This window comes from Pantoea sp. RIT-PI-b, assembly GCF_001187905.1.
In the GTDB taxonomy this organism is placed as follows: domain Bacteria; phylum Pseudomonadota; class Gammaproteobacteria; order Enterobacterales; family Enterobacteriaceae; genus Pantoea; species Pantoea nemavictus.
Genome location: NZ_LGIS01000018.1, coordinates 69,071 through 93,024, shown reverse-complemented (window position 1 = coordinate 93,024; position 23,954 = coordinate 69,071). Strand labels below are relative to the sequence as shown.

Genomic DNA, 23,954 nt, shown 5'->3' with positions numbered 1-23,954 from the left:
CGCCATGATCGTTATTACTGATGCTGCGCAAGAGCACTTCTCAAAATTGCTGTCCAAACAAGAAGATGGCACTCAGATTCGCGTATTCGTCATTAATCCGGGTACGCCAACCGCAGAATGCGGTGTTTCTTACTGCCCACCTGATGCAGTAGAAGCTTCCGATACCGAATTTAAGTTCGAAAAACTGTCAGCCTTTGTTGATGAGCTGAGCGCACCGTACCTTGATGACGCGGAAATCGACTTTGTAACCGACAACCTCGGTTCGCAGCTGACGCTGAAAGCGCCCAACGCCAAAATGCGTAAGGTCTCTGACGATGCGCCAATGGTTGAGCGCGTGGAATATCTGCTGCAAGCGCAGATTAACCCGCAGCTGGCTGGCCACGGCGGTCGCGTATCGCTGATGGAAATCACCGATGACGGCATCGCCATTCTGCAATTTGGCGGCGGCTGTAACGGTTGTTCGATGATCGACGTCACCCTGAAAGATGGTATCGAGAAAGAGCTGCTGGCAGCCTTCCCTGAGCTGAAAGGCGTGCGTGATTTAACTGAGCACCAGCGCGGTGAGCACTCGTACTACTGATTCAGCACGCGGCAGCAACCCGATGCTGCCGCGCGTTTTAACTACGCTTTCCGCCCTTCATTTACTGCTTTTAATACCTTCTGCACCTCAGGCGTGAACATCGTTTCCAGCGTGACATTCAACTTGCGACGCCAGTTAGGATATTCATTGACCGTGCCCGGTACATTGACCGGCGAAGAGATACCGAGCCAATCTTCCGGCTGCAGCCCAAGTAGTGCGCTATGAGTGCGCGCCAAATAACGGTGAAACGCCAACGTCAGCGCAGGAGATAAAGCCAAACCATCAGCTCGTTTGCCGCTACGTGCAGGCAGCGCACCGGCCTGATGCAGTGCATCCAGCAGCGCTTGTTTTTGTTTCACCCGCTGTTGCTGGAGAGATTGCAGCACGCCGTCGCGAGCATAGATGCCCAGCTTGTCACCCAGCGTTAAATCATCCGCATGCCAGAATCCGCTCAACGTCGGTAGGTCATGCGTGCTGGCACTGGCAATCGACTGACGCGGATACGCGTGCGGCTGGCGATAGCTGCCGTCGCCGTGCTGCTCGAAGAACAGCACTTTCCACGAGAAAATGCCGCTGTTGCGCAGCAGGCTGACGATCTCTTGCGGTACCGTACCGAGATCTTCGCCGATCACCATGCAGCGATGGCGCTGACTCTCCAGCGCGAGGATCGCCAACAGATCGTGCACCGGATACGCCACGTAAGCCCCTTTATCAGCACTTTCGCCGTAGGGAATCCACCATAAACGCAGCAGCGCCATCACGTGATCGATGCGCAGTGCGCCGCAGTCGCGCATGTTGGCGCGCAGCAGATCGATAAACGGCTGATAACCGCGCGCGCGCATCACATGCGGATCGAGCGGCGGTAACGCCCAGTTTTGTCCCTGCGGACCGAGGCGATCCGGCGGTGCGCCGACTGATGCGCCAAGCTTATAAAGTTCCGGATCTTGCCAGGTTTCGGCACTGCCCTGCGCCACGCCGACCGCCAAATCGCGGTATAACCCTACCGCCATGCCCAGCTGCTGACTGTATTGCCAGCAGGCCGCAAACTGCTGCTGCGCCAGGTACTGCAACCAGCTCCAGAACTGAATCTCCTCTTCGTGTGCAGCACACCATTGCTGCACTTCCGGCAACAAGGCGTTACGCCAGCCTTCCGGCCAGTTTGCCCAACCCCACTCATCGGGATGTTGCTGGCTGCGCTCGGCGAGAATGCCGTCAAAGGCGGCCTGATAACGCAGATGCTCGGCACCGTCGGCGATAAATTGCTGGAATTCGACGTCGGCTGCCGCGCGTGGCTGATAGTTTTGCCAGGCAAAACGCAGCGCGGCTAATTTCAGTTCAGCCACCGCGCTGTAATCGACAAACTCGCTGGCGCGCGCTTGCTGCAGAGCCTTGCGCGTTTTAGCGCTTTTCCACCAGCGCTGGCCGTCCTGACTGTGCTGGAAATCCGCCACCTGATTGATGTCGAGATACAGCACATTGAGCCAGCGACGCGACGTGGGGCTATAAGGGCTGGCATGTTCTGGCAGCGCCGGATAGAGCGCATGCAGCGGATTAAGGCCAACAAAATCGCCGCCATGTTTAGCAATCTGTTCCAGCATCAGCCTCAAATCACCGAAATCGCCAATGCCCCAGTTGCTTTCTGAACGCAGCGTGTAGAGCTGCACTAATGCACCCCAGCGTTTTTCGCCCTGTTCCAGCGGCGCAGGCAGATAGCAACTGCGCGGGGCAATGATGATGCGCGTTTGCCACTGCTGGCGACCTTTGCGCAGAGTCAGCTGATGATAGCCCTGCGGCAGACGCGGCGGCAGCGTGAGCGGTTCGCCGCCCTGCACCTCGCCGCTGAAGCTTTTGCCCTGTTCGCTGTGCAACTGCCAGGAAAAGCTGCCGCTGCCTTGCGGCGTCAGTTGGCGTTTGGCGCGGGCGGCAAATACCTGCACCGGCGGTAGCGGTGGAGCCTTGCCGACTGGGGTTTCCATCACCGCCAGCAATGCGCGTTTGGTGGCATCACTGATCGTTTCCGGCTCGCCATGGGCATTGATAAAGCGCAGCGCGATGCCGGCATCCTGTGCCGCCTGATCCAACTTATTGAGCGTCATCCTTTCTCCTTCAACAAGGTGCGCATAAATGCGCACCTTACGGAATTTGTAGGGTCGCCATTCATGGCGACCGAAATATCGATTATCTTGCCGCCTGCCAAATCAACTGCTGATAATCACGAATCGATCGGTCAGAGCTAAAACGGCCAGTGTGCGCGGTATTCAGGATTGCCGCGCGCGTCCAGGCTTCCGGGTTTTTCCACAGCGCTTCCACCTGCTGCTGGGCCGCGATGTAGGCATCGAAATCGGCCAGCACCAGCCAGGGATCGCCACTCTTCGTCAGGCTGTGCAGCATCAGATCAAACGCGTGTTTATCACCCTCGCTGAACTTGCCCTTCTCCAGCTCCTTCAGCAAACCATCGAGGTAAGGATGGTGCTTACGCAGCTTTTTCGGGCTGTAACCGCCCGCCTTCAGCGCTTTCACCTCGTCCACGCTATTGCCGAAGATAAAGATATTCTTCTCGCCCACCGCTTGCGCAATCTCCACGTTGGCGCCGTCCAGCGTGCCAATGGTCAGCGCACCGTTTAGCGCCAGTTTCATGTTGCCGGTACCGGAGGCTTCATAACCGGCGGTTGAGATCTGCTCAGAGAGATCGGCGGCCGGGATCATTAATTCGGCGGCGGTAATGCGGTAATCCGGAATAAACACCACTTTCAGGCGATCGCCGACCCGCGGATCGTTGTTGATCACCTCCGCCACTTTGTTAATCGCATAGATGATGTTTTTGGCAAGGTAGTAGCCGGGCGCGGCTTTGGCGCCAAACAGAAATACACGCGGCACGAAGTCGGGATTGTCCGGATTATCGCGCAGCTGACGATAGCAGTGCAGCATATGCAGCAAGCTCAAATGCTGACGTTTGTACTCGTGTAGACGCTTGATCTGCACGTCAAACAGCGCATCCGGATTGATATCAATACCGGTCACGCGTTTGACGTAAAGCGTCAGCCGCTGCTTATTTTGCTGTTTGATGGCGCGAAACTGCTGGCGGAACGCTTTCTTGCGCGCGAACGGCGCCAGCCATGCCAGCGCATCGAGATCGTTAGCCCATTCCACCTGCAAACTGTCATCAATCAGCGTCGACAGCAGCGGGTTACACTGCTTTAACCACCGGCGCGGCGTAATGCCGTTGGTGACGTTATGGAATTTGTTCGGCCACAGTTGGTGATATTCCGGAAACAGATCTTTCACCACCAGCTCGGAGTGCAGCGCCGCCACGCCGTTCACCGCGAAGCAGCTCACCACGCACAGATTCGCCATCCGCACCTGGCCTTCAGCCACCACCGCCAGCTTGTGCCACATCGCCTTATCGCCCGGCCACTGCTGTTTCACCCGCTTTTTAAACCGGCGATTAATTTCGCGGATGATCAGCCAGTGGCGCGGCAGCAAGTCGCGCACCAGCCGTTCATCCCAGCGCTCCAGCGCTTCCGGCATCAGCGTGTGATTGGTGTAGGCAAAGGTGCGGCTGGTGATGTGCCACGCGTCGTCCCAACTCAACTGATGTTCATCCAGCAGCACGCGCAGCATTTCCGGAATGGCGATGGTGGGATGCGTGTCATTGAGCTGAATCACTTCGAAATCAGGCAAGCTGCGAATAGCGCGCCCGGCGAGATGATGACGGCGCAGAATATCGCCCACCGCGCAGGCGCACTGGAAATATTGCTGCATCAGGCGCAGGCGCTTACCTTCCGCATGATTATCATTGGGATAGAGCACCTTAGTCAGCTTGTCGGCCTCGATGCCTTGCTGCTCGGCCTGCAGGAATTGGCCGTTGTTAAACGCGGTGAGATCGAACGGCTGCGCGCTGCTGGCTTTCCACAATCGCAGCGGCAGCGTGATGCCATTGCGATAACCCACCACCGGTAAATCCCAGGCTTCTCCTTTCAGCAGGATGTTGGGACGCCACTGAAGGCTGCCATCCTGATTCTCTTTTACCTTGCCGCCGATGCCGACCTGCACATCCAGCGCCGCGTTGTAACGAAACCATGGATAGCGATCGCGTTGCCAGTCGTCCGGCGCTTCCTGCTGCTGCCCGTCGGCAAACGTCTGACGAAACAGACCATATTGATAGTTGAGGCCGTGGCCCATCGCAGCCTGGCCGACGGTTGCCATCGAATCCATATAGCAGGCGGCTAAGCGCCCCAACCCGCCGTTGCCGAGTGCCGGATCCACTTCCTCCTCCAGCAGTTCGCTCAGCTCAACCTGATGTTCCGCCAGCGCGGCTTGCACGTCGTTGTACCAGCCAAGGTTGAGCAAGTTATTGCCGGTCAGGCGACCAATCAAAAACTCCATCGACAGATAATTGACGTGGCGCTGCCCTTGCTTCGGCGGTGCCGGTGGCTGGGTCGCCAGCATTTCGGCCAGCACGCTGCTCAGCGCTTGCCACCATTGATGCGGTGTCATTTGCTGGGCGGAAGTGAGTCCAAGGTGCTGCCATTGGCGGGTGAGAGCGGCGTCGAAACGTGTTTTATTGAATTTTTGCTGCGACATATCAATCCCTTCGTGTCCGTTAACGGTAAAGCCGGGGCGAGCGCAAGAGGTGAATGGATAAGTAAAGCTGCGGGCGCAGAAAAAAGCGACAGGGAAATGCGCGTGTTAAGAAAAAAAACAGTGCGCATAAATGCGCACACTACATCGTAAGGTCGCCATTCATGGCGACCTGGTTATGTAACATCAACAGAGCTCGAGATGAACTTCGTGCTGTTCAATCACTTTCAGCACGCTGGCCGGCGGGCTTTGATCGGTATACATGTAATCAATCAGGCTCATATTGCCGAGGTTAACCATCGCATTACGGCCGAACTTCGAGTGATCCACCACCAGCATCACGCAGCGCGAGTTTTCGATAATCGCGCGTTTGGTGCGCACTTCGTGATAGTCAAACTCCAGCAGCGAACCGTCCATATCGATGCCGCTGATACCGAGAATGCCGTAATCAAGCCGGAACTGCGAGATGAAGTCCAGCGTCGCTTCGCCCATGATGCCGCCATCGCGCGTGCGTACTTCACCACCGGCGATGATCACGCGAAAATCCGGTTTCGCCATCAACAGAATCGCCACGTTGAGGTTGTTGGTGACCACGCGCAGATTGTTGTGATTAAGCAGCGCGTGCGCCACCGCTTCCGGCGTGGTGCCGATATCGATAAACAGCGTGGCGCCATCCGGGATCTGGCTCGCCACACGCTCGGCGATGCGCGCTTTCTCCGCTGACCACATCATCTTACGATCCTGCCAGGCGGTGTTCTCGGAACTGGACGGCAACGCCGCCCCGCCGTGATGGCGCATAATTTTATTCTGATCGGCCAGGTCGTTGAGATCGCGCCGAATGGTTTGCGGGCTGACCTCAAAGTGCTCTACCAGCTCTTCGGTACTGACATATCCCTGACGCCGGACCAGATCGATAATGGCGTCATGACGTTGCGTCTGCTTCACATCTCTCTCCTCGGCTCGAAGCCGCTGTTTTATTCGCGCTGCTAACGACGCGCGATGTTGCGCGTATCAACAAATGCCATCGCTAAACCGACCAGCAAGCCGGTAACGTGCGCCGCGTTGGCAATCGCCAAGCCAAACGCGCCGTAAAAACCAATCACCAACCACACCACCGCGAAGCCAATCAGGCCACGCTCCAGATAAATGCCACTTTCGGGATCGCGCTCACCGCGTAACCAGCAATATCCCATCAGCGCGTACACCACGCCCGACAAACCACCAAACAGCACGCCGCTAAACTTCGCCTGCATCCAGCCGGTGAGCAGCGCCGAGATCAACATAATCACAAACAGTTTGCCGGTGCCGAGACGTTTCTCGACCGCACCGCCGAGGTACCACCACCACATCAGGTTAAACAGGATATGCAGCAGCGAGAAGTGCAGCAGCGCATGACTGAACCAGCGCCACACCTGGAAATATTGCGACGCATCCGCCGGCCACGCCAGCCAGTCCAGCGCCACGTCATCGCCGACGATCTGCATCACGATAAACACCGCGATACAGGCAATCATGATGCTCATGGTGAGCGGACCGGCGCGCTGGCGAATGTTCGCCCAAATGTGGGTGCGCTCATAGCGCAGGCCGCTGGCGGTATTACCGCTATGCCAGCTGGCAGCCTGATAACGTGGATGGTTGGGATCGCGCACGAACTGCGCGAGTTCGTTTTCGACCATCTCCAGCTTACTTTCATCATCCAACATAATGACAAAGTGGCTTTCGCGCTCAATACGTAACTTCACGCCGCGCGTCGCCATGTAGTCGACAAACGCCTGCGCCATGCGCGGATTATTAAACTGGGTGATGCGCATCATGCGGTGCTCTCCTTCCTTATGCGATGGGCTTAGGCGTCGCCGGTGACAACCTGCGCCGGGAATGCCGCGCGCCAGGCGTCAAAGCCGCCGTCAACGCTATAGGCCGCGTTAAATCCCTGTCCAAGCAGGAACTGCGCCGCGCCTTTACTGCTGTTGCCGTGATAGCACATCACCAGTACCGGTAAATCCTGATTGGCCTTGGCGATGAAGTCCGCCAGGTTATCGTTGGTCAGATGCTGCGCGCCCGCAGCGTGGCCCATCATGAAACTTTGTGGATCGCGGATATCCACCAGCTGCGCACCTTGTGCCAGATGCTCTTGCGCCTGCAGGACATTAATACACTCGAAGGTTTCCATGGTGTCTCTCATTACTTCGTCACAATTAGCGCCTAGTTTACCCTGAGAATCGGTCGCGATAACCTGACAAGTCCTGTGGTTATGTGATTTTTTTCCTGTCGGAATGTTAGCTATATCACGCAAAAATGTTTTTATTCAGTTAACCGCTGGCGTCGATGTTGGTTTCCGATTATTATTACGCTCGAAAACGAACATTTTAGAACTATTCCGAACATCGGAGGAGATGACGTGGAAACCAAAGACCTGATCGTGATCGGCGGCGGCATTAACGGAGCCGGCATTGCAGTGGACGCTGCAGGACGCGGACTGTCGGTGCTGATGCTGGAGGCGCGGGATTTGGCCTGTGCAACCTCCTCCAACAGCTCGAAGCTGATTCACGGTGGCCTGCGCTACCTTGAACACTATGAATTCCGCCTGGTTGGCGAAGCCTTAGCCGAGCGTGAAGTGCTGCTGAAAATGGCACCGCATATCGCTTTCCCGATGCGCTTCCGTCTGCCGCACCGCCCGCACCTGCGTCCGGCGTGGATGATCCGCATGGGCCTGTTTATGTACGATCGCCTCGGCAAACGCACCACGCTGCCGGGCAGTAAAAGCCTGCGTTTTGGCGCGGATTCGGCCCTCAAACCGGAAATCACGCGCGGTTTCGAATATTCCGACTGCTGGGTTGATGATGCACGCATGGTCGTGCTCAACGCGCAGGAAGTGGAAAAACAGGGCGGCGAAGTGCGCACCCGTACTCGCGTGACCCGCGCCTGGCGCGAAGCCGGTTTGTGGATGGTGGAAGCCGAAGATATTGATAGCGGCAAAACCTATACCTGGCGCGCCAAAGGTCTGGTCAACGCGGCTGGTCCATGGGTAAAAGAGTTCTTCGACGACGGCCTGAAGCTGAAATCGCCGTACGGCATTCGTCTGATCAAAGGCAGCCACATCGTGGTGCCGCGCGTCCATCGCGAAAAGCAGGCGTATATCCTGCAGAACGAAGATAACCGTATCGTATTTGTCATTCCGTGGATGGATGAGTTCTCCATCATCGGCACTACCGACGTGGAGTACAAAGGCGATCCGAAAGACGTGAAGATTGATGACAACGAAATCAGCTACCTGCTGAAGGTGTTCAACGGACACTTCAAACAGCAGCTGAGCAAAGATGACATCGTCTGGACTTACTCGGGCGTGCGTCCGCTGTGCGATGACGAATCGGATTCGCCGCAGGCCATCACCCGCGATTACACGCTGGATGTGCATGATGAAAACGGCCAGGCACCGCTGCTGTCGGTGTTTGGCGGCAAGCTGACCACCTATCGTAAGCTGGCGGAACACGCGCTGGAAAAACTGACCAAGTACTACCCGAACATCGGCCCAGCCTGGACCAAAAGCGCGGTATTGCCGGGGGGGGATTTCTCCGGTACGCGTGAAGATTACGCTGCGGGCCTGCGTCGTCGCTATCCGTTTATCAGCGAAGGTATGGCGCGCCACTTTGCCCGTACCTACGGCAGCCGTACCGAAGTGCTGCTGGAAGGCGCGAAGAGCATTGATGATTTGGGTGAGAACTTCGGTCACGAGTTCTACGAAGCCGAGCTGCGCTACCTGGTGAAAAACGAATGGGTGCGCGAGCTGGATGATGCGATTTGGCGTCGTACCAAACAAGGTATGTGGCTGAGCGAAGCTGAACAGGCGCGCATTCGTGAGTGGCTGGCGGTCAACGCACAGAAACCGGCGTTGTCGTTAGCCTCATAATCCGAGCCAAATAAAAAGGCCGTTATTCCAAATTGGATAACGGCCTTTTTTATGGAAAAACGCGCGATGAATCGCGCCGCTACGAATGTGTGCACATACTGCAGCAGCGCACTTTATGGCACGTCGTTAAGCTTACAGCCCCGCATTCTCACGGATGTACTTACGCGCTTTCACCGCATATTCGAACGGATTGGCCAGCGCCGGATCCTGCTCCGCTTCCACCACCATCCAGCCTTTATAGCCGTAATCGTCAAGAATTTTGAACACCGGTTTGAAATCGATCACGCCATCGCCAGGCACGGTGAAGGTGCCCTTCTTCACGCCATCCAGGAACGACAACGATTTTTCGCGCACTTCCGCTACCACGCTGTCGCGCACGTCTTTCAGATGCACGTGGAAAATACGCGGCAGATATTTAGTCAGCACGTCCAGCATCGCCTGCTGTGACCCTTCGGAGTAGTAGATGTGACCGGTGTCATACAGCAGGCCGACATTGTCATTGGTCGATTCCATAAAGCGATCAATCTCGGCGGGCGTCTGGATGCCGGTGCCCATGTGATGGTGCAGCGTTAAACGCATGCCCTTTTTCGCGGCGATCTCGGCCAGCTCGTTGTAGCCTTCCGCCGTCAAGCGCCACTCTTCGTCACTGAAGATTGGCTTCTGCTCCAGCACCGCCAGCGTGGTGCCCTGAATACTTTTGCTCTGCTCAGAGCAGCCAATCACGCGCGCGCCCATGGCATGCAGGAAGTTCATGTGATTGGTGAATTCGTCGATGGTTTTCGCTTTGTCGCCGTTGGCGAAGAAGGTGCTGAACCACGCGTTGCAGATCTGAATACCACGGATATCCAGCATCGGCTTGAGAATCGCCGGGTCGCGCGGGTATTTGCTGCCCACTTCACTGCCGGTAAAGCCGGCCAGTGCCATCTCACTGACGGTTTGCTGGAAGGTGTTTTCGCTGCCCAGCTCCGGCATGTCATCGTTGGTCCAGCCGATTGGCGCAATCGCCAGTTTTACGTTGTCTTGGTTCATCTTCAGTTCCCTGATTCACAGAGGCGGCCGCTGAGCCGCCGAGGAGTTAGCGCACAGCTCAGTTATTTGGCGTAGAAATCCGGACGCGGCGGCATGGTTACCGGCTCAATCGCGCCGCTGTTCTGCGCTTTCTGGCAGGCATCGGCGGCCACGGAGGCAGCAAAGCCATCCCAGGCCGAAGGACCGGTCAACTCGCCGCTTTTTACGTCATTAATGAACGCCTGCAGCTCAACGTCGTAGGCATCAATGAAACGGTCTTTCCAATCGGTCAACAGCGGAACGCCGAGACGCGCGTTTTTGCGCGTTTGAATAGCAGAAGGTTCAGGCAGTTTCGCGATGCCCTCTTCACCCACCACTTCACACTGGATGTCGTAGCCGTACGCGCAGTTAACGAAAATCTCTACATCAATACGGATGCCTTTCTGCGTTTCGAACAGCACGATTTGCGGATCTTTCAGTTTGGCATGAGACTTCGACGTGGTACGCGGGAACACCACCTGCACGGTTTTATAATCGTCTTCCGTCAGCCAGCGCAGCACGTCCAGCTCGTGAATCAGGGTGTTGGTGATCGCCATATCGGTGGTGTAATTCTCGCCGACGCTCTGGTTGCGGTGCGCGCAGTGCAGCATCAGCGGTTCGCCGATTTCACCGTCGGTAATCACTTTTTTCAGCGCGCGATAGCCGGAATCATACGGGCGCATAAAGCCCACCTGCACCAGACGTTTGCCGTGTTTGATCTCGGCATCGACGATGCGACGGCAGCCTTCGGCGCTCAGTGCCAGCGGCTTTTCACAGAACACCGGTTTGCCCGCTGCGATGGCCGCCAGCGTGAACTCTTCGTGGGTCGGATCCCAGGATGTCACCAGCACGGCATCGACTTCTGGCGAGTTGATCACCTGATGGCCATCCTGATACACCTCGGCGTCGATATTCAGGCGTTGCAGCGCGGCACGCGCCCCTTCCACGTTGATATCAGAAACTGCCACCACTTTCGCACCCTGCAAGACGTTATTGCAGCGGCGAATGTGTTCCTGACCAATTGCACCGGTACCAATTACACCGAGTTTGAGCGTCATAATTACACCTGTAGAGTCGGATAAGTATCCCCTTCATACTTGAGGATGCAGGTACGTTGCCGCCTTCCTGCATCTCGAATTATGTTGGGAATAGGGTTAAACAAAGCCGGAGAAGCCCGGCCTAAAAGAGGATTTAGTACTTACGCGCCTGTTCGATATGCACGTTAAGGTTGTCAGCCACTTCCTGCGTGCGGGTCGAAGTTGAGGTCTGCGCCACGCCCACGTGCCACCAGCTGAAGTATTTGTGCACCATCGTTTTTGGCAGCACTTTGATATCGAACAGCGTCGAAACGGTCTGCTGCTGCGCGTCAATCAGCGCGGCCTCCAGCTGTTCCAGCGTGGTGATGCGGTAAGTTTTGCAACCGTAGCCGCCAGCAATCGCTGCGAAGTCCACCGGCACAAAGCCGCCATCCAGCTTGCCGCCTTCCGGATTACGGAAGCGGAACTCGGTGGTGAAACTGTCCATGCCGTGTTCCATCTGCAGGTTGTTGATACAACCGTTAGTCATGTTATCCAGCAGCACCACGTTGATTTTGGCCCCTTCCTGAATCGAGGTAACCAGCTCGGAGTGCAGCATCATGAACGAACCGTCGCCGACCATGACGTAGACTTCACGCTGCGGCTGCGCCAGCTTCACGCCCAGCGCGGCATTCACTTCATAGCCCATACAGGAGTAGCCGTACTCAACGTGGTACGAGTTGTAATCTTTGGTGCGCCACACGCGCTGCAGGTCGCCCGGCAGGCTGCCCGCTGCCGCGACAATCACCGCATCCTTTGGGAGCTGCTCGTTTAAGGTGCCCAGCACGCTGCTCTGCGTCAGCACCGATTGTGTCAGGCGCTCAAATTCGGCGAATAGCGCTTCACGATCGGCGTGGTCGGCGATTTCTGGAATGAAGTCGTCGGTGTTATAGGTCGCTGCGTACACGCGCTGCGTCTCTTTCAGCAGCTTGCTTTGCGACAGCTCAATCTGGCCGCCCCACTGATTTTCGAAACCTTTCAAGCCGCTTTCCAGCGCCGTCAGGCCTTCACGCGCATCCGCCAGCAGCTGCACCGCATCCAGCTTGTAGCTATCGAAGTTGCTGACGTTAAGGTTCAGATAGCTGACGTCCGGATTCTGGAAAATCCATTTCGACGCGGTGGTGAAATCGGTGTAGCGCGTACCAATGCCAATCACCAGATCGGCCTCTTTCGCCAGCAGGTTGGCCGCCAGACAGCCGGTTTCGCCCACGCCGCCGACGTTCAGCGGGTGGTCGGAAACGATGGTACCTTTACCGGCCTGGGTTTCAGCAAACGGAATATTGAAGCGCTCGGCAAACTTCAGCAGCGCATCACCGGCGTCGGAATATTTCAGACCGCCGCCGACAATGATCAGCGGTTTGTGTTTACGCGCAATCAGCGCCAGCGCATCGTCTAACTGCGCAGCGGTTGGCAGGCGACGATCCAGACGATGCACACGTTTCTGGAAGAAGTACTCCGGGAAGTCCCAGGCTTCAGCCTGCACATCCTGCGGCAACGCGATGGTTACTGCACCGGTTTCTGCCGGATCGGTCAGTACGCGCAGGGCGTTAATGCAGGCGGTCATCAGCTGCTCTGGGCGGCTAACGCGGTCCCAGTATTTGCTCACCGCACGGAACGCGTCATTGGTGCTGATGCTGAGATCGTGACTCTGTTCGATTTGCTGCAATACCGGATCAGGCTGGCGCGTAGCGAACACATCGCCCGGCAGCAGCAATAAAGGAATGCGGTTAGCGGTTGCCGTCGCAGCGGCCGTGATCATGTTGGCCGCGCCAGGTCCAACAGAGGAGGTACAGGCAATGATCTGACGACGCAGCGACTGTTTGGCAAAACCAATGGCAGCATGCGCCATGCCCTGCTCGTTACGGCCCTGATGCACTACCAGATCGCCGCTGTCCTGCTCCAGCGCCTGTCCCAATCCCAGCACGTTACCGTGACCGAAAATGGCAAAAATGCCCTTCACGAATTTGGTTTCCACGCCGTCAACGTTCAGGTACTGATTATCAAGGAATTTTACCAGCGCCTGTGCTGTGGTGAGTCTGATTGTGCCCATATGCTTCTTCCTTTACATGCTGGTACCTGCGGTGAGGTACATCGCGGTTCGGGTAAAAACTGCCGTTCACGGCGCCCGCGGATTAAGTGAAACGTGAGGCGATTATAAACAAATATTTTTTTCATTAAATACGATTACAGAAGAAACATTTCATTTTGCGATGGAGATCAAATTCAGCGATGAAACGTGCGCTGCATGAGCGCCGAAAGGCGGGAAAGTGGAACAATAAAAGGTCATTTGCCGGTCATAACGAAATTTCATTTCACTTCAGTAGCTTCCTTGATTCATCGCCACTTTCCTGAGACCTGGCTCACAAGCCTGACTATCACTGAAACGCCCGGTTTATGCGATGCCACATTGCGCCCTGGCCAGAGTTTTACCTGGCTCACAAAATCGTGATGGATGTTTCATTTCATATTGAAATTGGAATTTTTATTCCTCATACTGCGACCAAAGCCAATCAGGCACCTTGAAAACCCGGAAGCAAAGCGCTCGATGTTGGGCGGCAGCGCCCGCAGTGTCTGCTTATCACAGAAGGAAACAACAGGTATGAGTACACAACAGAAGCGGCTTGATGTGATTTGTATCGGACGCATCGCCGTCGACCTTTACGGTCAGCAAATTGGATCACGTCTGGAAGATATGACCAGCTTCAATAAGTATCTGGGCGGTTCTTCCGGTAACGTGGCTTACGGCACAGCCATTCAGGGCCTGAAATCTGCCATGCTGGCACGCGTTGGTGACGAACATAATGGCCGCTTTTTGCGTGAAGAACTGCAGCGTGCAGGCTGCAATACCGAAGGGCTGATCACCGATAAACATCGCCTCACCGGCCTGGTGATCCTCGGTATCAAAGATGAAGAGACTTTCCCGCTGATTTTCTACCGCGACAACTGCGCGGATATGGGCCTGGTACCGGAAGATATCAACGAAGCGTTCATTACCTCTTCACGGGCGGTGGCGGTCACCGGCACGCATCTTTCGCATCCGCAAACCCGCGCGGCAGTGCTGAAAGCGCTGGATATCGCCAAACGTAACGGGCTACGCACCGCGCTGGATATCGATTATCGCCCGGTGCTGTGGGGTCTGACTTCACTCGGCGACGGCGAAACGCGTTTCATTGAATCGGGCGAAGTGACGCAACAGCTGCAGGAAGTGCTGCACTATTTCGATTTGGTGGTCGGGACGGAAGAAGAGTTCCATATCGCCGGCGGCAGCACCGATACGCTGACTGCGCTGAAAAATGTGCGTAAAGCGAGCCAGGCCACGCTGGTGTGCAAACGCGGTCCGATGGGTTGCGTGGTATTTGAAGGTGATATCCCGGATAGCTGGGAACAGACCAAATTGCAGAGCGGCGTGCGCGTTGAAGTCCTGAACGTCTTGGGCGCGGGCGATGCCTTTATGTCTGGCCTGCTGCGCGGCTGGCTGAATGACGAAAGCTGGGAGCAGGCGTGCCGTTACGCGAACGCCTGTGGCGCACTGGTAGTTTCCCGCCACGGCTGCGCACCGGCGATGCCAACCAAAGAAGAGCTGGATGATTTCCTCAGTCGCGATAAAGAGGTGCAACGCCCGGATCTGGATGCGCGTCTGAACCATCTGCATCGCGTCACCACGCGTAAACAGCAGTGGCCAGAGCTGAATGTGTTTGCCTTCGACCACCGTAAGCAGCTGGCCGATATGGCGCGCGAAGCGGGCGTTAGCGAAGAGCGCATTCCGCAACTGAAACTGCTGCTGCTGCGCGCGGCAGAAGAAGCGGCGAATGAAGCCGGTTTGAATGAGAAGAGCGGCATCCTCGCGGATACCACTTACGGCCAAAAAGCCCTCAACGCGATTACCGGTAAAAACTGGTGGATTGGGCGTCCGATTGAACTGCCCAGCTCACGGCCACTGCGCCTTGAGCACGGCAACATTGGCTCGCAGCTGGTCGACTGGCCTGCCGAGCACGTGGTGAAATGCCTGGTGTTCTACCATCCGCACGACAGCGCTGAACTGCGTAAAGAGCAGGATGATCTGGTTCTTGATGTGTGGAATGGCTGTAACAAAAGTGGACATGAACTGCTGCTGGAGCTGATTCTGCCGGAGAGCAATCCGGACCGTAATGAATCCTACTATTACGAGATGCTGAGCCATTTCTACAGCCTCGGTATTCAGCCAGACTGGTGGAAACTGCCGCCGCTGTCAGCGGAGAGCTGGCAGGCCATTAGCGGATTGATCGAACAGAACGATCCGCACTGCCGCGGCATTCTGCTACTGGGTCTGGATGCGCCAGAAGAGACGCTGAAAGCCGGTTTCGCCGCAGCAGCACAAGCGCCGTGGGTGAAAGGTTTTGCCGTGGGCCGCACCATCTTCGGCCAGCCGTCACGTCAGTGGCTGCAGGGCGAACTGGACGACAAAGCGTTGATCGAAACCGTGAAAGGTAATTATCTGCGCCTGATCGGCTACTGGCGCGCGGTGCGCGGTTGAGTTGTTGAATGAGTCTGAGAGAAGCGGCCGATGGCCGCTTTTTTTTGGCACTGCGCGCGCTGGCCCTCATCCTAACCTTCTCCCGCAAGCGGGAGAAGGAACTGTCCTCTGCGACCTGATGCCCTCACTCCGGCCCTCTCCCACGGGAGAGGGAGACGCTGCCGCATGTGAGTGATAGATAAAACGTTCACTCGATCGGTTCCCTCGCCCGCTTGCGGGAGAGGGTTAGGGTGAGGGGAAAACATGCACATTCTGTGAGGCATTTCATAAACCGATGAAATAACCGTCACGAAGATGTCAAACGAATGAAATTTTCCATCCGTCTGGTACTATAGCGCTCATTATCCAGCCATATTTTCTTTTTTAGCGGGCCGAAGTAATGACCAATAATCCAACACAACTTACCCTGTTACAGGACGATATCCGTCGTCGCTATGAGACGCTGAGTAAACGCCTGAAGCAGGTGGCTCGTTATATTCTTGATAACAGCAACAGCATTGCGTTCGATACCGTTGCCTCCATCGCGCAACATGCCGATGTGCCGCCTTCAACGCTGATCCGCTTTGCCAACGCCTTTGGCTTTAGTGGCTTCAACGAAATGAAACAGGTTTTCCGTCAGCACCTGATGGAAGAGACGGTTAACTACACCGAGCGCGCACGTCTGTTCCGTCAAACCGCCACCGACGACAGCGCCACCTCACCCGAGAGCCCGGCCGAGATCCTCAACGTCTTCACCATGGTGAACAGCCAGGCGCTGCAACAGCTGGCGATGCAGGTGAATCCGGACCAGCTCAACCGTGCGGTGAAAATGCTCGATGAAGCCGAGAACATCTACATTATCGGCCTACGCCGCTCGTTCAGCGTGGCCTCCTATCTGGTCTATGCGCTGCGCCATCTGGAGCGCAGGGCATTCCTGATTGACGGCCTCGGCGGCATGTTCACCGAGCAGCTCAGTATGGTAAATCCCAAAGACGTGGTGATTGCCATTAGCTATTCGCCTTACGCGCGTGAAGCGGTGGAGTTGGTTGAATTGGGTGCTAAGCGTGGCGCGCATCTGATCGCCATCACCGATAGCCAGGTGAGCCCGCTGGCCGCCTTCAGCGATGTGTGCTTTGTGGTGCGTGAAGCGCAGGTGGATGGCTTCCGTTCGCAGGTGGCGTCGCTGTGCCTGGCACAGACGCTCGCCGTGTCGCTGGCGCTGAATAACAACGTTATTAGCGAATAAATACCTCGTAGAGTCGCCATTGATGGCGACCAGCCAGCAAAAAGGGCAGCCACATGGCTGCCCTTTTGCATTGGTGCGGCTTACTTGCTGCGCGGATACTTATCGCTGTTCACCCAGGCGTGATCTTGCTCCCAGGTAAATTTCCACAAGCGTTTTGGACCCGCCATCACGTTCAGATAGTAGTTATCGTAACCGGCAATGGTGGCCACCGGATGATAACCACGCGGCACCGTCACCACATCGCGATTGTACGGCGCCATGCACTCGTCGAGCGAACGATCGTCGGTATAAACGCGCTGCATGGCGAAGCCTGGCTCAGGATCGAAACGGTGATAGTACGTCTCTTCCAGATAGGTTTCGTCAGGGCTGTTTTTCTGGTCGTGCTTGTGGCTTGGATATGAACTGGTCGCGCCTTCGTCGGTATACACTTCCACCACCAGCAGGCTGTCGGCCTCTTTGTCATCCGGCAGAATGTTGTGCACCAGACGCTGGTTGCGGCCTTTGCCACGCTGCTCAACGCCAACATCTTCCGGCGCAATCAGGCGCGCCGGCAGGTTACCGCTGCTCGGTGCATTACACACCGCCAGCTCCAGATCGCTATCCGCATACACTTCAACGTCATCGTTATGCGGCACATACACCGAGTAAGGCGGAGTACGTTCAAACGGCGAGAGACGCTTACCGAGATTCGGGAACTCGGCGTGGCGGGTTTTCACCGACGCAAAGCCCGCCACCAGCACCAGACACAACTCTTTGTCGCCGCTGCTCAGTTTCAGGCTCTGCCCTTTTTTCAGCAGATAGGCATCAAAGCCAACATATTCCCAGCCCGCGCTCTCAGGCGTGACGTGCTGAATACGACCGTTGCTGTCGGGTTTTTGCGCTTTCGAAATCAGAGACATCCTGTTCCTCCTTGTTGAGCGAAATTAGCCCAGCGTCGGCATGCTGAACTCAGATACGGTTTGCTGACCGCTCGGCCAACGCACGGTAGCGGTTTTCATGCGGGTGTAGAAACGCACGCCGTCTGGACCGTGCACGTTCAACGCACCAAACACCGAACGCTTCCAACCGCCGAAGCTGTGGAACGCCATTGGCACCGGAACCGGTACGTTCACGCCAACCATGCCAGCTTCGACGTTCTGCACGAATTCACGCGCGGTGTGGCCATTGCTGGTGAAGATGGCGCTGCCGTTACCGAATTCGTGGCTGTTAACCAGTTGCAGTGCGCTGTCGAAATCAGTGGAACGCATGATGCTCAGCACCGGTCCGAAGATCTCTTCGCGCCAGATGGTCATCTCTGACGTCACGTTGTCGAACAGCGTGCCGCCCACGTAGTAACCTTCGGCATGGCCGGCCACCTGAATGCCACGACCATCAACCACCAGCTTCGCGCCTTCCTGCTCGCCTTTGTCGATGTAGCCCAGCACTTTCTTCTGGTGCGCAGCAGACACCACCGGCCCCATTTCATTCTCTTCGGCACCTTTCTGAATACCAGGACCGACGCGCAACGCTTTGATCAGCGGCGTTAAACGGGCAATCAGTTTGTCGGCCGTGTCGTCGCCGACCGCAACCACCACCGGCAGCGCCATGCAGCGTTCACCGGCAGAACCAAACGCGCCGCCCATAATGGCGTTCACGGTGGCATCGAGGTCGGCATCTGGCATCACGATCGCGTGGTTTTTCGCCGCGCCGAATGCCTGCACACGTTTGCCGTGGGCGCTGGCGGTTTTGTAGATGTGCTCAGCCACACCGGAAGAACCAACGAAGCTGACTGCCGCGATACGCGGATCTTTGTACAACTGCTCGGCATCTTCATTAGACGAATGCACCACGTTGAATACGCCATCTGGCAGGCCTGCTTCTTTCAGCAGTTCGGCCATGCGCACCGAGGCTGACGGATCCAGCGCCGGTGGCTTGAGGATAAAGGTGTTGCCGCACGCCAGCGCGATCGGGAACATCCACAGTGGCACCATCGCCGGGAAGTTGAATGGCGTGATGCCCGCCACCACGCCGACCGGCTGCATCAACGAGTAGCTATCTACGCCGGTGCCCACGCTTGGTGAGTTTTCACCTTTGATCAGATGCGGAATACCGCAAGCAAATTCAATCACTTCAATACCGCGCGTCAGTTCACCCAGCGCATCCGACCACACTTTACCGTGCTCAGAAACAATCAGCGCTGCCAGCTCTTCGCGATGCTTTTCCATCAAGGCTTTAAAGTTGAACATCACACGGGCACGACGTAACGGAGCGGTTTTCGACCATTCCGGGAACGCAGCGTGAGCGACTTCAATCGCCTTCTCCACTTCAGCAGAGGTGCTCTGCGTCAGTTCGCGCACAACTTTGCCAGTCGCCGGATCGTACACGGGAATGGTTTCATTGCTGGCGCTGTGGGTAATTTTGCCGCCGATAAAGTTTCCTACGATAGTCATGTCGTTGCCTCTTAGATGTGAAGTTCCCTGCAGGCAGCCGGTTCAAACCGCAACGCTGCGTGTGCAGGCAATACTTAAAGCGTGCTATGAAGCTATAGCAATGAAATAAATTTTTCAAATACTTCTTTTTGGAAAATTTCCTTTTAGCGGCATGGATCGCATTTTTTCCCTGTACGCTGACAGTCAGGTAAAAATCAGCCTGTAGCGCTTCCCTGCGGGCGATAAGCCCTTACCAAATCACACCGTCGCTAAGCCGTTGTGAGCAGAGAAATTGTGTCTGAAATCCTGCATCAACATGTAACGCGAAACGAAATATGAAATTTTTGCGAGGCAGATCCAATATCTGATATTTCATAATTCAACAATTATGAAATAAATGTTCTCTTTGCAGCACCTTATCCGTACCCTTTACAGGAGCCGCAAATGGCCATCGATCCAACCCGTTTCTGTATTAACCGTAAAATCGCGCCTCAGCTGTCGCTGGAAGCCTTCTTTCAGCTGGTGCAACGCTTAGGATTAAGCAAGGTTGAACTGCGTAATGATATGCCGAGCGGCAAGGTAACCGATGATCTCAGCGTAACCGAGCTGCGGGCGCTGACGGATAAGTATCATATTGAGATCGTGACGATTAACGCGCTTTACCCGTTCAATCGTGCCGATGACACGCTGCTGGCCAAAGCCGATGCGCTGCTTGAAGAAGCGCACGCCATGGGTGCGCAGGCGCTGGTGATGTGTCCGCTCAATGAAGGCGTTGAGGTTACGCCCGAGCAGACGCTGGAAGCGCTGCAGGTGCTCGCACCGCGCTTTGAGAAGTATGGCATTCAGGGATTGGTGGAACCGCTGGGTTTCCCGGTGAGTTCACTGCGCTCGGCGGTGCAGACGCAAAAGCTGATTCAGCAGGCAAACGTCCCGTTCAACGTGCTGCTCGATACCTTCCATCACCACCTGTATGAGAACGCCGAGCACGAGTTCCCGCAGGAGATTGATATTAATTACATTGGCCTGGTGCATCTTTCCGGCGTGGAAGACACCCGCCCAACGGCGCAGTTGACCGATGAAGAACGCATCATGCTCAGCGACCACGACGTACTCAACAGCGTGGCGCAGGTGAAACGTCTGGAGATACTCGGCTACAAAGGGATCTACGCGTTTGAGCCGTTTTCGTCGGAACTGGAGACGTGGAACACCGCAGAGATTGAGCGCCAGATTCGCCACAGCATCGAATTGCTGCAAGCCTGAAAGAACCCTTATCTGTGTCTTTTAGACACTTTTGCTAGTGTTAGGCCTCGGTCGGAGGCCCTTTTTTATCCCCGTAATAATTTACGTGATAGCTGCGTTGGCTGCGCGTGCTCACCCCAGTCACTTACGGGCGTAAGCTCCTGGGGATTCTCACGCTTGCCGCCTTGCTCTGACGTAAATTATTTAAGGGATACCTGAGTTATTGTGCCTGAGTTATATAGAACATTTACGCGTTCTCTTTAATCTCTACTGTGGCGGTTTCCGGCATTCTTTTGATCATGCGCAGCGTGCAGAACAGCGCTAAACACACCAGCAGCGCGGTGAGGAAATAGACCAGCGACACGCCGGCATAGCTCATGATGAAACCGGCGATTGGCCCGGTGATGCCGAGGGATAAATCCATAAACGCGGTATAGGTGGCGAGCGCGCTGCCCTGATTCTGCTGTGGCACCACTTTCACCGCCACCACGCCAATCGCCGGGAACACCAGCGAGAAACCCGCGCCGGTGAGGAATGCGCCCATCTTCGCCATCCACGGATCGAACGAACCGGCCACCAGAAACAGACCAATCGCCTCCACCGCAAAGCAGATACTCGCCACGCGTAATCCGCCCAGCTTATTAATGGCATTGGGAAACAGCAGGCGCGTGCCAACGAACGCGGCGCTGAACATGGTCAGCGCGAAGGCGGCACCATCCCAACCTTTATCCTGATAGAACAGCGTGATAAAGGTGGCGATGACACCAAAACCGGCGGACCCCATCGCCAGAATCAGGCCAAAACCGTATACCTTGCTCAGCACGTCCCGGAACGGCAGCGGCTTGGCTTTGCTGCCTTTTACCGGCGCACGCGGCAGCGCCAGCGCAATCGCCAGCAAACAAATGGCGATGATAATGCTGGAGAGCAGCAGCAAACCGCCGCTGCGGAAAATCACCACGCCGAGCGGCGCGCCGATCGCCATCGCGCCATAAGTGACAATGCCGTTCCACGAAATCACCCGACCGATATGCAGCGAACCGACGCGCGCCACGCCCCACAGCGAAGTGCCGGTGCCGGAGAAGCTCTGCCCTACGCCCAGAATTACGCGGCCCAGACACAGCAACACCAAACTCAGCACGCCCTGCCCTTCACTCAGCGCCGACAGCAGAATACAGATGCCGCTCAGCAAGCAGCCCACCAGCCCCAGCACCACCACTTTTTTCGGTCCCCACAGATCGGCGAAGCGCCCTGCGTGCGGACGACTCAGCAGCGTGGCGATGTATTGCAGGCTGATCACTAATCCGGCCCAGAAAGCGTTGTAACCCAGCCCGTCATGGACAAAACCCGGTAGCACCGCCAGCGGCAAGCCGATGGTGAGATAGCTGGCAAAGTTGAACTTCACGATGGACAGGATCAGTAAATTGAGGCGGAAACGGCCATTTTCAGGTGCGGTGGCGGGCAGGTCAGGCATGAGTGATTGCGCTCGTGGGTGACGGAATTTTTATAACAGAAGGATAACTATACGTCATTTGGCGTACAGCGCATCAGTGAAATGCCCAGTTTTACGGTCATCATTTCGTCATATCGCGCTCGTAGACTCGCCCCCTATCAAATCCCAAAGAGGATAACAATCTGATGACGCTCCTGATTTCCCCTCAGGCGCGCGTGCGCAACGCCTACTCTCTTGCCGGAGGTGGCCGATGACGCATGCGGCGCTGCCTATTGAACTGAAAAATCTCAGATGGTCGGTGGGTAACCTGACTATTCTGCACGATCTCTCCCTGACGATTCCCGCCGGTGAAATCCTGGCGCTACTCGGCCCGAGCGGCTGTGGCAAAAGCACGCTGCTGAAACTGCTGGCAGGCTTACTGCAACCGACAGAGGGCGAGCTGTGGATCGGTGAACGCTGCGTGGCGTCGGCGCGCCACTGTGACGCGCCAGAGAAGCGTAACCTTGGCATGGTGTTCCAGGATTACGCGCTGTGGCCACATATGTCGGTGGCACAGAACGTCGCCTTCCCGCTGCGCATGCGCGGCATAAAAAAAGCCGTCGCACATCAACAGGCCGATGCCGCCCTGGCGCAGGTTGGCCTTGCTGATTTTGGCGATCGTAAACCGGCGCTGCTCTCCGGCGGCCAGCAGCAGCGCGTGGCGCTGGCGCGCGCGTTGGTCGCGAAACCGGCGATTCTGCTGTTCGACGAACCCCTTTCCAACCTTGACCGCGACCTGCGTGAAACGCTGGTTCACACCATGGCCGATCTGCTGCGCACGGCGGGCATCACCGCCGTTTACGTTACGCACGATCGCGAGGAAGCCAACACCCTCGCGGACCGTATCATTCACCTGGCGCAGGGCCAGATTGTTTCCGTTACTCACCTCTCAGGGGACCGCAATGCCATCTCTCAAGTCAGTTAAACGAGCCATTAGCCAGAAAGGAGCCATCAGCGCGATGATTTTGACTTCCGCCATGATGATGAACGATGCCCAGGCGTTAACGGTGTATACCGCCGGTCCGGGATCGCTGTCGAAAAGCCTCGCCGCCGGGTTTGAAAAGCAAACCGGCATCAAAGTGAATATCTTCCAGGCCACCACCGGTAAAGTGATGGCGCGCCTGGAAGCCGAGCAGGCCAATCCGCAGGCCGATGTGCTGATCTCAGCCTCGTGGGATACCGCCGAAGATCTGCAACAGCGCGGTTGGCTGCTGCCGTTCCACAGCGCCAACGCGGCGAACGTACCGGCTCAGTTCAAAACCGCCCACTACGTGGCGCAGGGCATCTCCGCGCTGGGCATCGTGTGGAATACGCAAAGCAACACGCCAGAGCCAAAAACCTGGCAGGATCTCACCGCACCCGCCTTCAAAGACAAGGTCACCACGCCGGATCCGGCGCTGTCAGGTGCGTCACTCGATCTGCTGATTGGCCTGCAAAATAGCGAAGGCGAAAAAGCCTGGCAGCTGTTTGACCAGTTGAAAGCTAACGGCATGGTCATGAGCGGTCCGAATGCGCAGGCGGTAACGCCGGTGCTGCAAGGCGCCAAGGCGGCGGTGTTTGGCGCGGTCGATTACGTCACCTATAACAACATTGCGCAGGGCGAGAGCGTGAAGGTGATCTTCCCGGAGAACGGCACCGTGGTGGCACCGCGTCCGATGATGATTCTGAAAAGCAGCCAGCACGCCGCAGATGCCAAAGCCTTCGTTGATTACGTGCTGTCGGATGAGGGCCAGCAACAGGTGGCGAAAGCCTGGCTGATGCCGGCGCGTACCGATATCAAAGCCCAGCGTCCGCTGATTACCGAGATTAAGCTGTTACCGACCCAGCAGGACGGCAGCAGCGAGCGCTCGGCAGTCCTGAAGCGCTTCGGCGCGCTGTTCGGGCAATAA

General features: G+C 56.5%; 18 protein-coding genes. 7 read left to right on the top strand and 11 right to left on the bottom strand.

What is annotated here, in order from left to right:
• Window positions 1-4: 4 nt before the first annotated feature.
• Complete coding sequence (gene nfuA, locus AC790_RS12000; protein WP_007892316.1) at window positions 5-580, top strand: Fe-S biogenesis protein NfuA; 576 nt, start codon at window positions 5-7, stop codon at window positions 578-580.
• A gap of 41 nt (window positions 581-621) precedes the next feature.
• Here the strand turns inward: nfuA and malQ are convergent, their stop codons facing one another.
• The 5 genes from malQ to glpE all read right to left on the bottom strand — a co-directional run bounded on the left by malQ (window position 622) and on the right by glpE (window position 7,331).
• The gene (gene malQ / locus AC790_RS11995) at window positions 622-2,676 is read right to left on the bottom strand and encodes a 4-alpha-glucanotransferase (protein ID WP_049851930.1); all 2,055 of its coding nucleotides are present in this window, start codon (window positions 2,674-2,676) and stop codon (window positions 622-624) included.
• Window positions 2,677-2,758: 82 nt separating this feature from the next.
• Complete coding sequence (malP, locus tag AC790_RS11990; RefSeq protein WP_049851929.1) at window positions 2,759-5,164, bottom strand: maltodextrin phosphorylase; 2,406 nt, start codon at window positions 5,162-5,164, stop codon at window positions 2,759-2,761.
• Window positions 5,165-5,347: 183 nt separating this feature from the next.
• A complete protein-coding gene (locus AC790_RS11985) occupies window positions 5,348-6,106 on the bottom strand; it encodes a DeoR/GlpR family transcriptional regulator (protein ID WP_007892319.1) in 759 nt (252 codons plus the stop codon).
• A gap of 41 nt (window positions 6,107-6,147) precedes the next feature.
• Complete coding sequence (gene glpG / locus AC790_RS11980; protein ID WP_049851968.1) at window positions 6,148-6,972, bottom strand: rhomboid family intramembrane serine protease GlpG; 825 nt, start codon at window positions 6,970-6,972, stop codon at window positions 6,148-6,150.
• A 32-nt stretch (window positions 6,973-7,004) separates the two neighbouring features.
• Window positions 7,005-7,331 carry a thiosulfate sulfurtransferase GlpE gene (gene glpE, locus AC790_RS11975; protein ID WP_049851928.1) on the bottom strand — a complete coding sequence of 109 codons (327 nt, stop codon included), beginning with the start codon at window positions 7,329-7,331 and terminating at the stop codon, window positions 7,005-7,007.
• Window positions 7,332-7,559: 228 nt separating this feature from the next.
• Here glpE and glpD point away from each other — a divergent pair, with 228 nt between their 5' ends.
• Window positions 7,560-9,068 (top strand): glycerol-3-phosphate dehydrogenase, encoded by a 1,509-nt coding sequence (gene glpD / locus AC790_RS11970; RefSeq protein ID WP_049851927.1) that lies wholly within the window; start codon window positions 7,560-7,562, stop codon window positions 9,066-9,068.
• 132 nt (window positions 9,069-9,200) lie between these two features.
• On the opposite strand, the gene iolE is transcribed toward glpD, so the two are convergent.
• From iolE to iolD, 3 genes are all read right to left on the bottom strand, one after another.
• Window positions 9,201-10,097, bottom strand: coding sequence for a myo-inosose-2 dehydratase (gene iolE, locus AC790_RS11965; RefSeq protein WP_049851926.1), 897 nt, complete (start codon window positions 10,095-10,097; stop codon window positions 9,201-9,203).
• A gap of 62 nt (window positions 10,098-10,159) precedes the next feature.
• Complete coding sequence (locus tag AC790_RS11960) at window positions 10,160-11,173, bottom strand: Gfo/Idh/MocA family protein (RefSeq protein WP_007892325.1); 1,014 nt, start codon at window positions 11,171-11,173, stop codon at window positions 10,160-10,162.
• 133 nt (window positions 11,174-11,306) lie between these two features.
• Window positions 11,307-13,241 (bottom strand): 3D-(3,5/4)-trihydroxycyclohexane-1,2-dione acylhydrolase (decyclizing), encoded by a 1,935-nt coding sequence (iolD, locus tag AC790_RS11955; RefSeq protein ID WP_049851925.1) that lies wholly within the window; start codon window positions 13,239-13,241, stop codon window positions 11,307-11,309.
• A gap of 549 nt (window positions 13,242-13,790) precedes the next feature.
• Here iolD and iolC point away from each other — a divergent pair.
• Both iolC and AC790_RS11945 read left to right on the top strand, forming a co-directional pair.
• Entirely contained in the window at window positions 13,791-15,704 is a 1,914-nt protein-coding gene (iolC, locus tag AC790_RS11950; RefSeq protein ID WP_007892328.1) for a 5-dehydro-2-deoxygluconokinase, read from the top strand.
• Window positions 15,705-16,083: 379 nt separating this feature from the next.
• Complete coding sequence (locus AC790_RS11945) at window positions 16,084-16,929, top strand: MurR/RpiR family transcriptional regulator (protein WP_007892332.1); 846 nt, start codon at window positions 16,084-16,086, stop codon at window positions 16,927-16,929.
• Between the two features lie 80 nt (window positions 16,930-17,009).
• Here the strand turns inward: AC790_RS11945 and iolB are convergent, their stop codons facing one another.
• Window positions 17,010-17,828, bottom strand: a complete 819-nt coding sequence (gene iolB / locus AC790_RS11940; protein ID WP_007892333.1) for a 5-deoxy-glucuronate isomerase — start codon at window positions 17,826-17,828, stop codon at window positions 17,010-17,012.
• Window positions 17,829-17,852: 24 nt separating this feature from the next.
• On the bottom strand, window positions 17,853-19,358 hold the full coding sequence (locus AC790_RS11935) for a CoA-acylating methylmalonate-semialdehyde dehydrogenase (protein ID WP_049851924.1): 1,506 nt from the start codon (window positions 19,356-19,358) through the stop codon (window positions 17,853-17,855).
• A 423-nt stretch (window positions 19,359-19,781) separates the two neighbouring features.
• Here AC790_RS11935 and AC790_RS11930 point away from each other — a divergent pair, with 423 nt between their 5' ends.
• Window positions 19,782-20,597 carry a TIM barrel protein gene (locus AC790_RS11930; protein WP_049851923.1) on the top strand — a complete coding sequence of 272 codons (816 nt, stop codon included), beginning with the start codon at window positions 19,782-19,784 and terminating at the stop codon, window positions 20,595-20,597.
• 226 nt (window positions 20,598-20,823) lie between these two features.
• On the opposite strand, the gene AC790_RS11925 is transcribed toward AC790_RS11930, so the two are convergent.
• Window positions 20,824-22,047: an MFS transporter gene (locus AC790_RS11925; RefSeq protein WP_049851922.1), complete on the bottom strand. Its 1,224-nt coding sequence runs from the start codon at window positions 22,045-22,047 to the stop codon at window positions 20,824-20,826.
• Window positions 22,048-22,276: 229 nt separating this feature from the next.
• Here AC790_RS11925 and AC790_RS11920 point away from each other — a divergent pair, with 229 nt between their 5' ends.
• Together AC790_RS11920 and AC790_RS11915 are read left to right on the top strand one after the other, a co-directional pair.
• Window positions 22,277-22,990 (top strand): ABC transporter ATP-binding protein, encoded by a 714-nt coding sequence (locus tag AC790_RS11920; protein WP_049851921.1) that lies wholly within the window; start codon window positions 22,277-22,279, stop codon window positions 22,988-22,990.
• Window positions 22,968-23,954 carry an ABC transporter substrate-binding protein gene (locus tag AC790_RS11915; RefSeq protein ID WP_161804878.1) on the top strand — a complete coding sequence of 329 codons (987 nt, stop codon included), beginning with the start codon at window positions 22,968-22,970 and terminating at the stop codon, window positions 23,952-23,954. The genes AC790_RS11920 and AC790_RS11915 overlap by 23 nt, the downstream gene beginning before the upstream one ends.

Coding starts and splice junctions, on each gene's coding strand:
- nfuA (WP_007892316.1), top strand. CDS start 5: ATGATCGTTATTACTGATGCTGCGCAAGAGCACTTCTCAAAATTGCTG.
- AC790_RS11925 (WP_049851922.1), bottom strand. CDS start 22,047: ATGCCTGACCTGCCCGCCACCGCACCTGAAAATGGCCGTTTCCGCCTC.
- AC790_RS11960 (WP_007892325.1), bottom strand. CDS start 11,173: ATGACGCTCAAACTCGGTGTAATTGGTACCGGTGCAATTGGTCAGGAA.
- glpG (WP_049851968.1), bottom strand. CDS start 6,972: ATGCGCATCACCCAGTTTAATAATCCGCGCATGGCGCAGGCGTTTGTC.
- malP (WP_049851929.1), bottom strand. CDS start 5,164: ATGTCGCAGCAAAAATTCAATAAAACACGTTTCGACGCCGCTCTCACC.
- AC790_RS11945 (WP_007892332.1), top strand. CDS start 16,084: ATGACCAATAATCCAACACAACTTACCCTGTTACAGGACGATATCCGT.
- glpE (WP_049851928.1), bottom strand. CDS start 7,331: ATGGAAACCTTCGAGTGTATTAATGTCCTGCAGGCGCAAGAGCATCTG.
- AC790_RS11915 (WP_161804878.1), top strand. CDS start 22,968: ATGCCATCTCTCAAGTCAGTTAAACGAGCCATTAGCCAGAAAGGAGCC.
- malQ (WP_049851930.1), bottom strand. CDS start 2,676: ATGACGCTCAATAAGTTGGATCAGGCGGCACAGGATGCCGGCATCGCG.
- AC790_RS11920 (WP_049851921.1), top strand. CDS start 22,277: ATGACGCATGCGGCGCTGCCTATTGAACTGAAAAATCTCAGATGGTCG.
- iolD (WP_049851925.1), bottom strand. CDS start 13,241: ATGGGCACAATCAGACTCACCACAGCACAGGCGCTGGTAAAATTCCTT.
- iolE (WP_049851926.1), bottom strand. CDS start 10,097: ATGAACCAAGACAACGTAAAACTGGCGATTGCGCCAATCGGCTGGACC.
- AC790_RS11930 (WP_049851923.1), top strand. CDS start 19,782: ATGGCCATCGATCCAACCCGTTTCTGTATTAACCGTAAAATCGCGCCT.
- iolC (WP_007892328.1), top strand. CDS start 13,791: ATGAGTACACAACAGAAGCGGCTTGATGTGATTTGTATCGGACGCATC.
- AC790_RS11935 (WP_049851924.1), bottom strand. CDS start 19,358: ATGACTATCGTAGGAAACTTTATCGGCGGCAAAATTACCCACAGCGCC.
- iolB (WP_007892333.1), bottom strand. CDS start 17,828: ATGTCTCTGATTTCGAAAGCGCAAAAACCCGACAGCAACGGTCGTATT.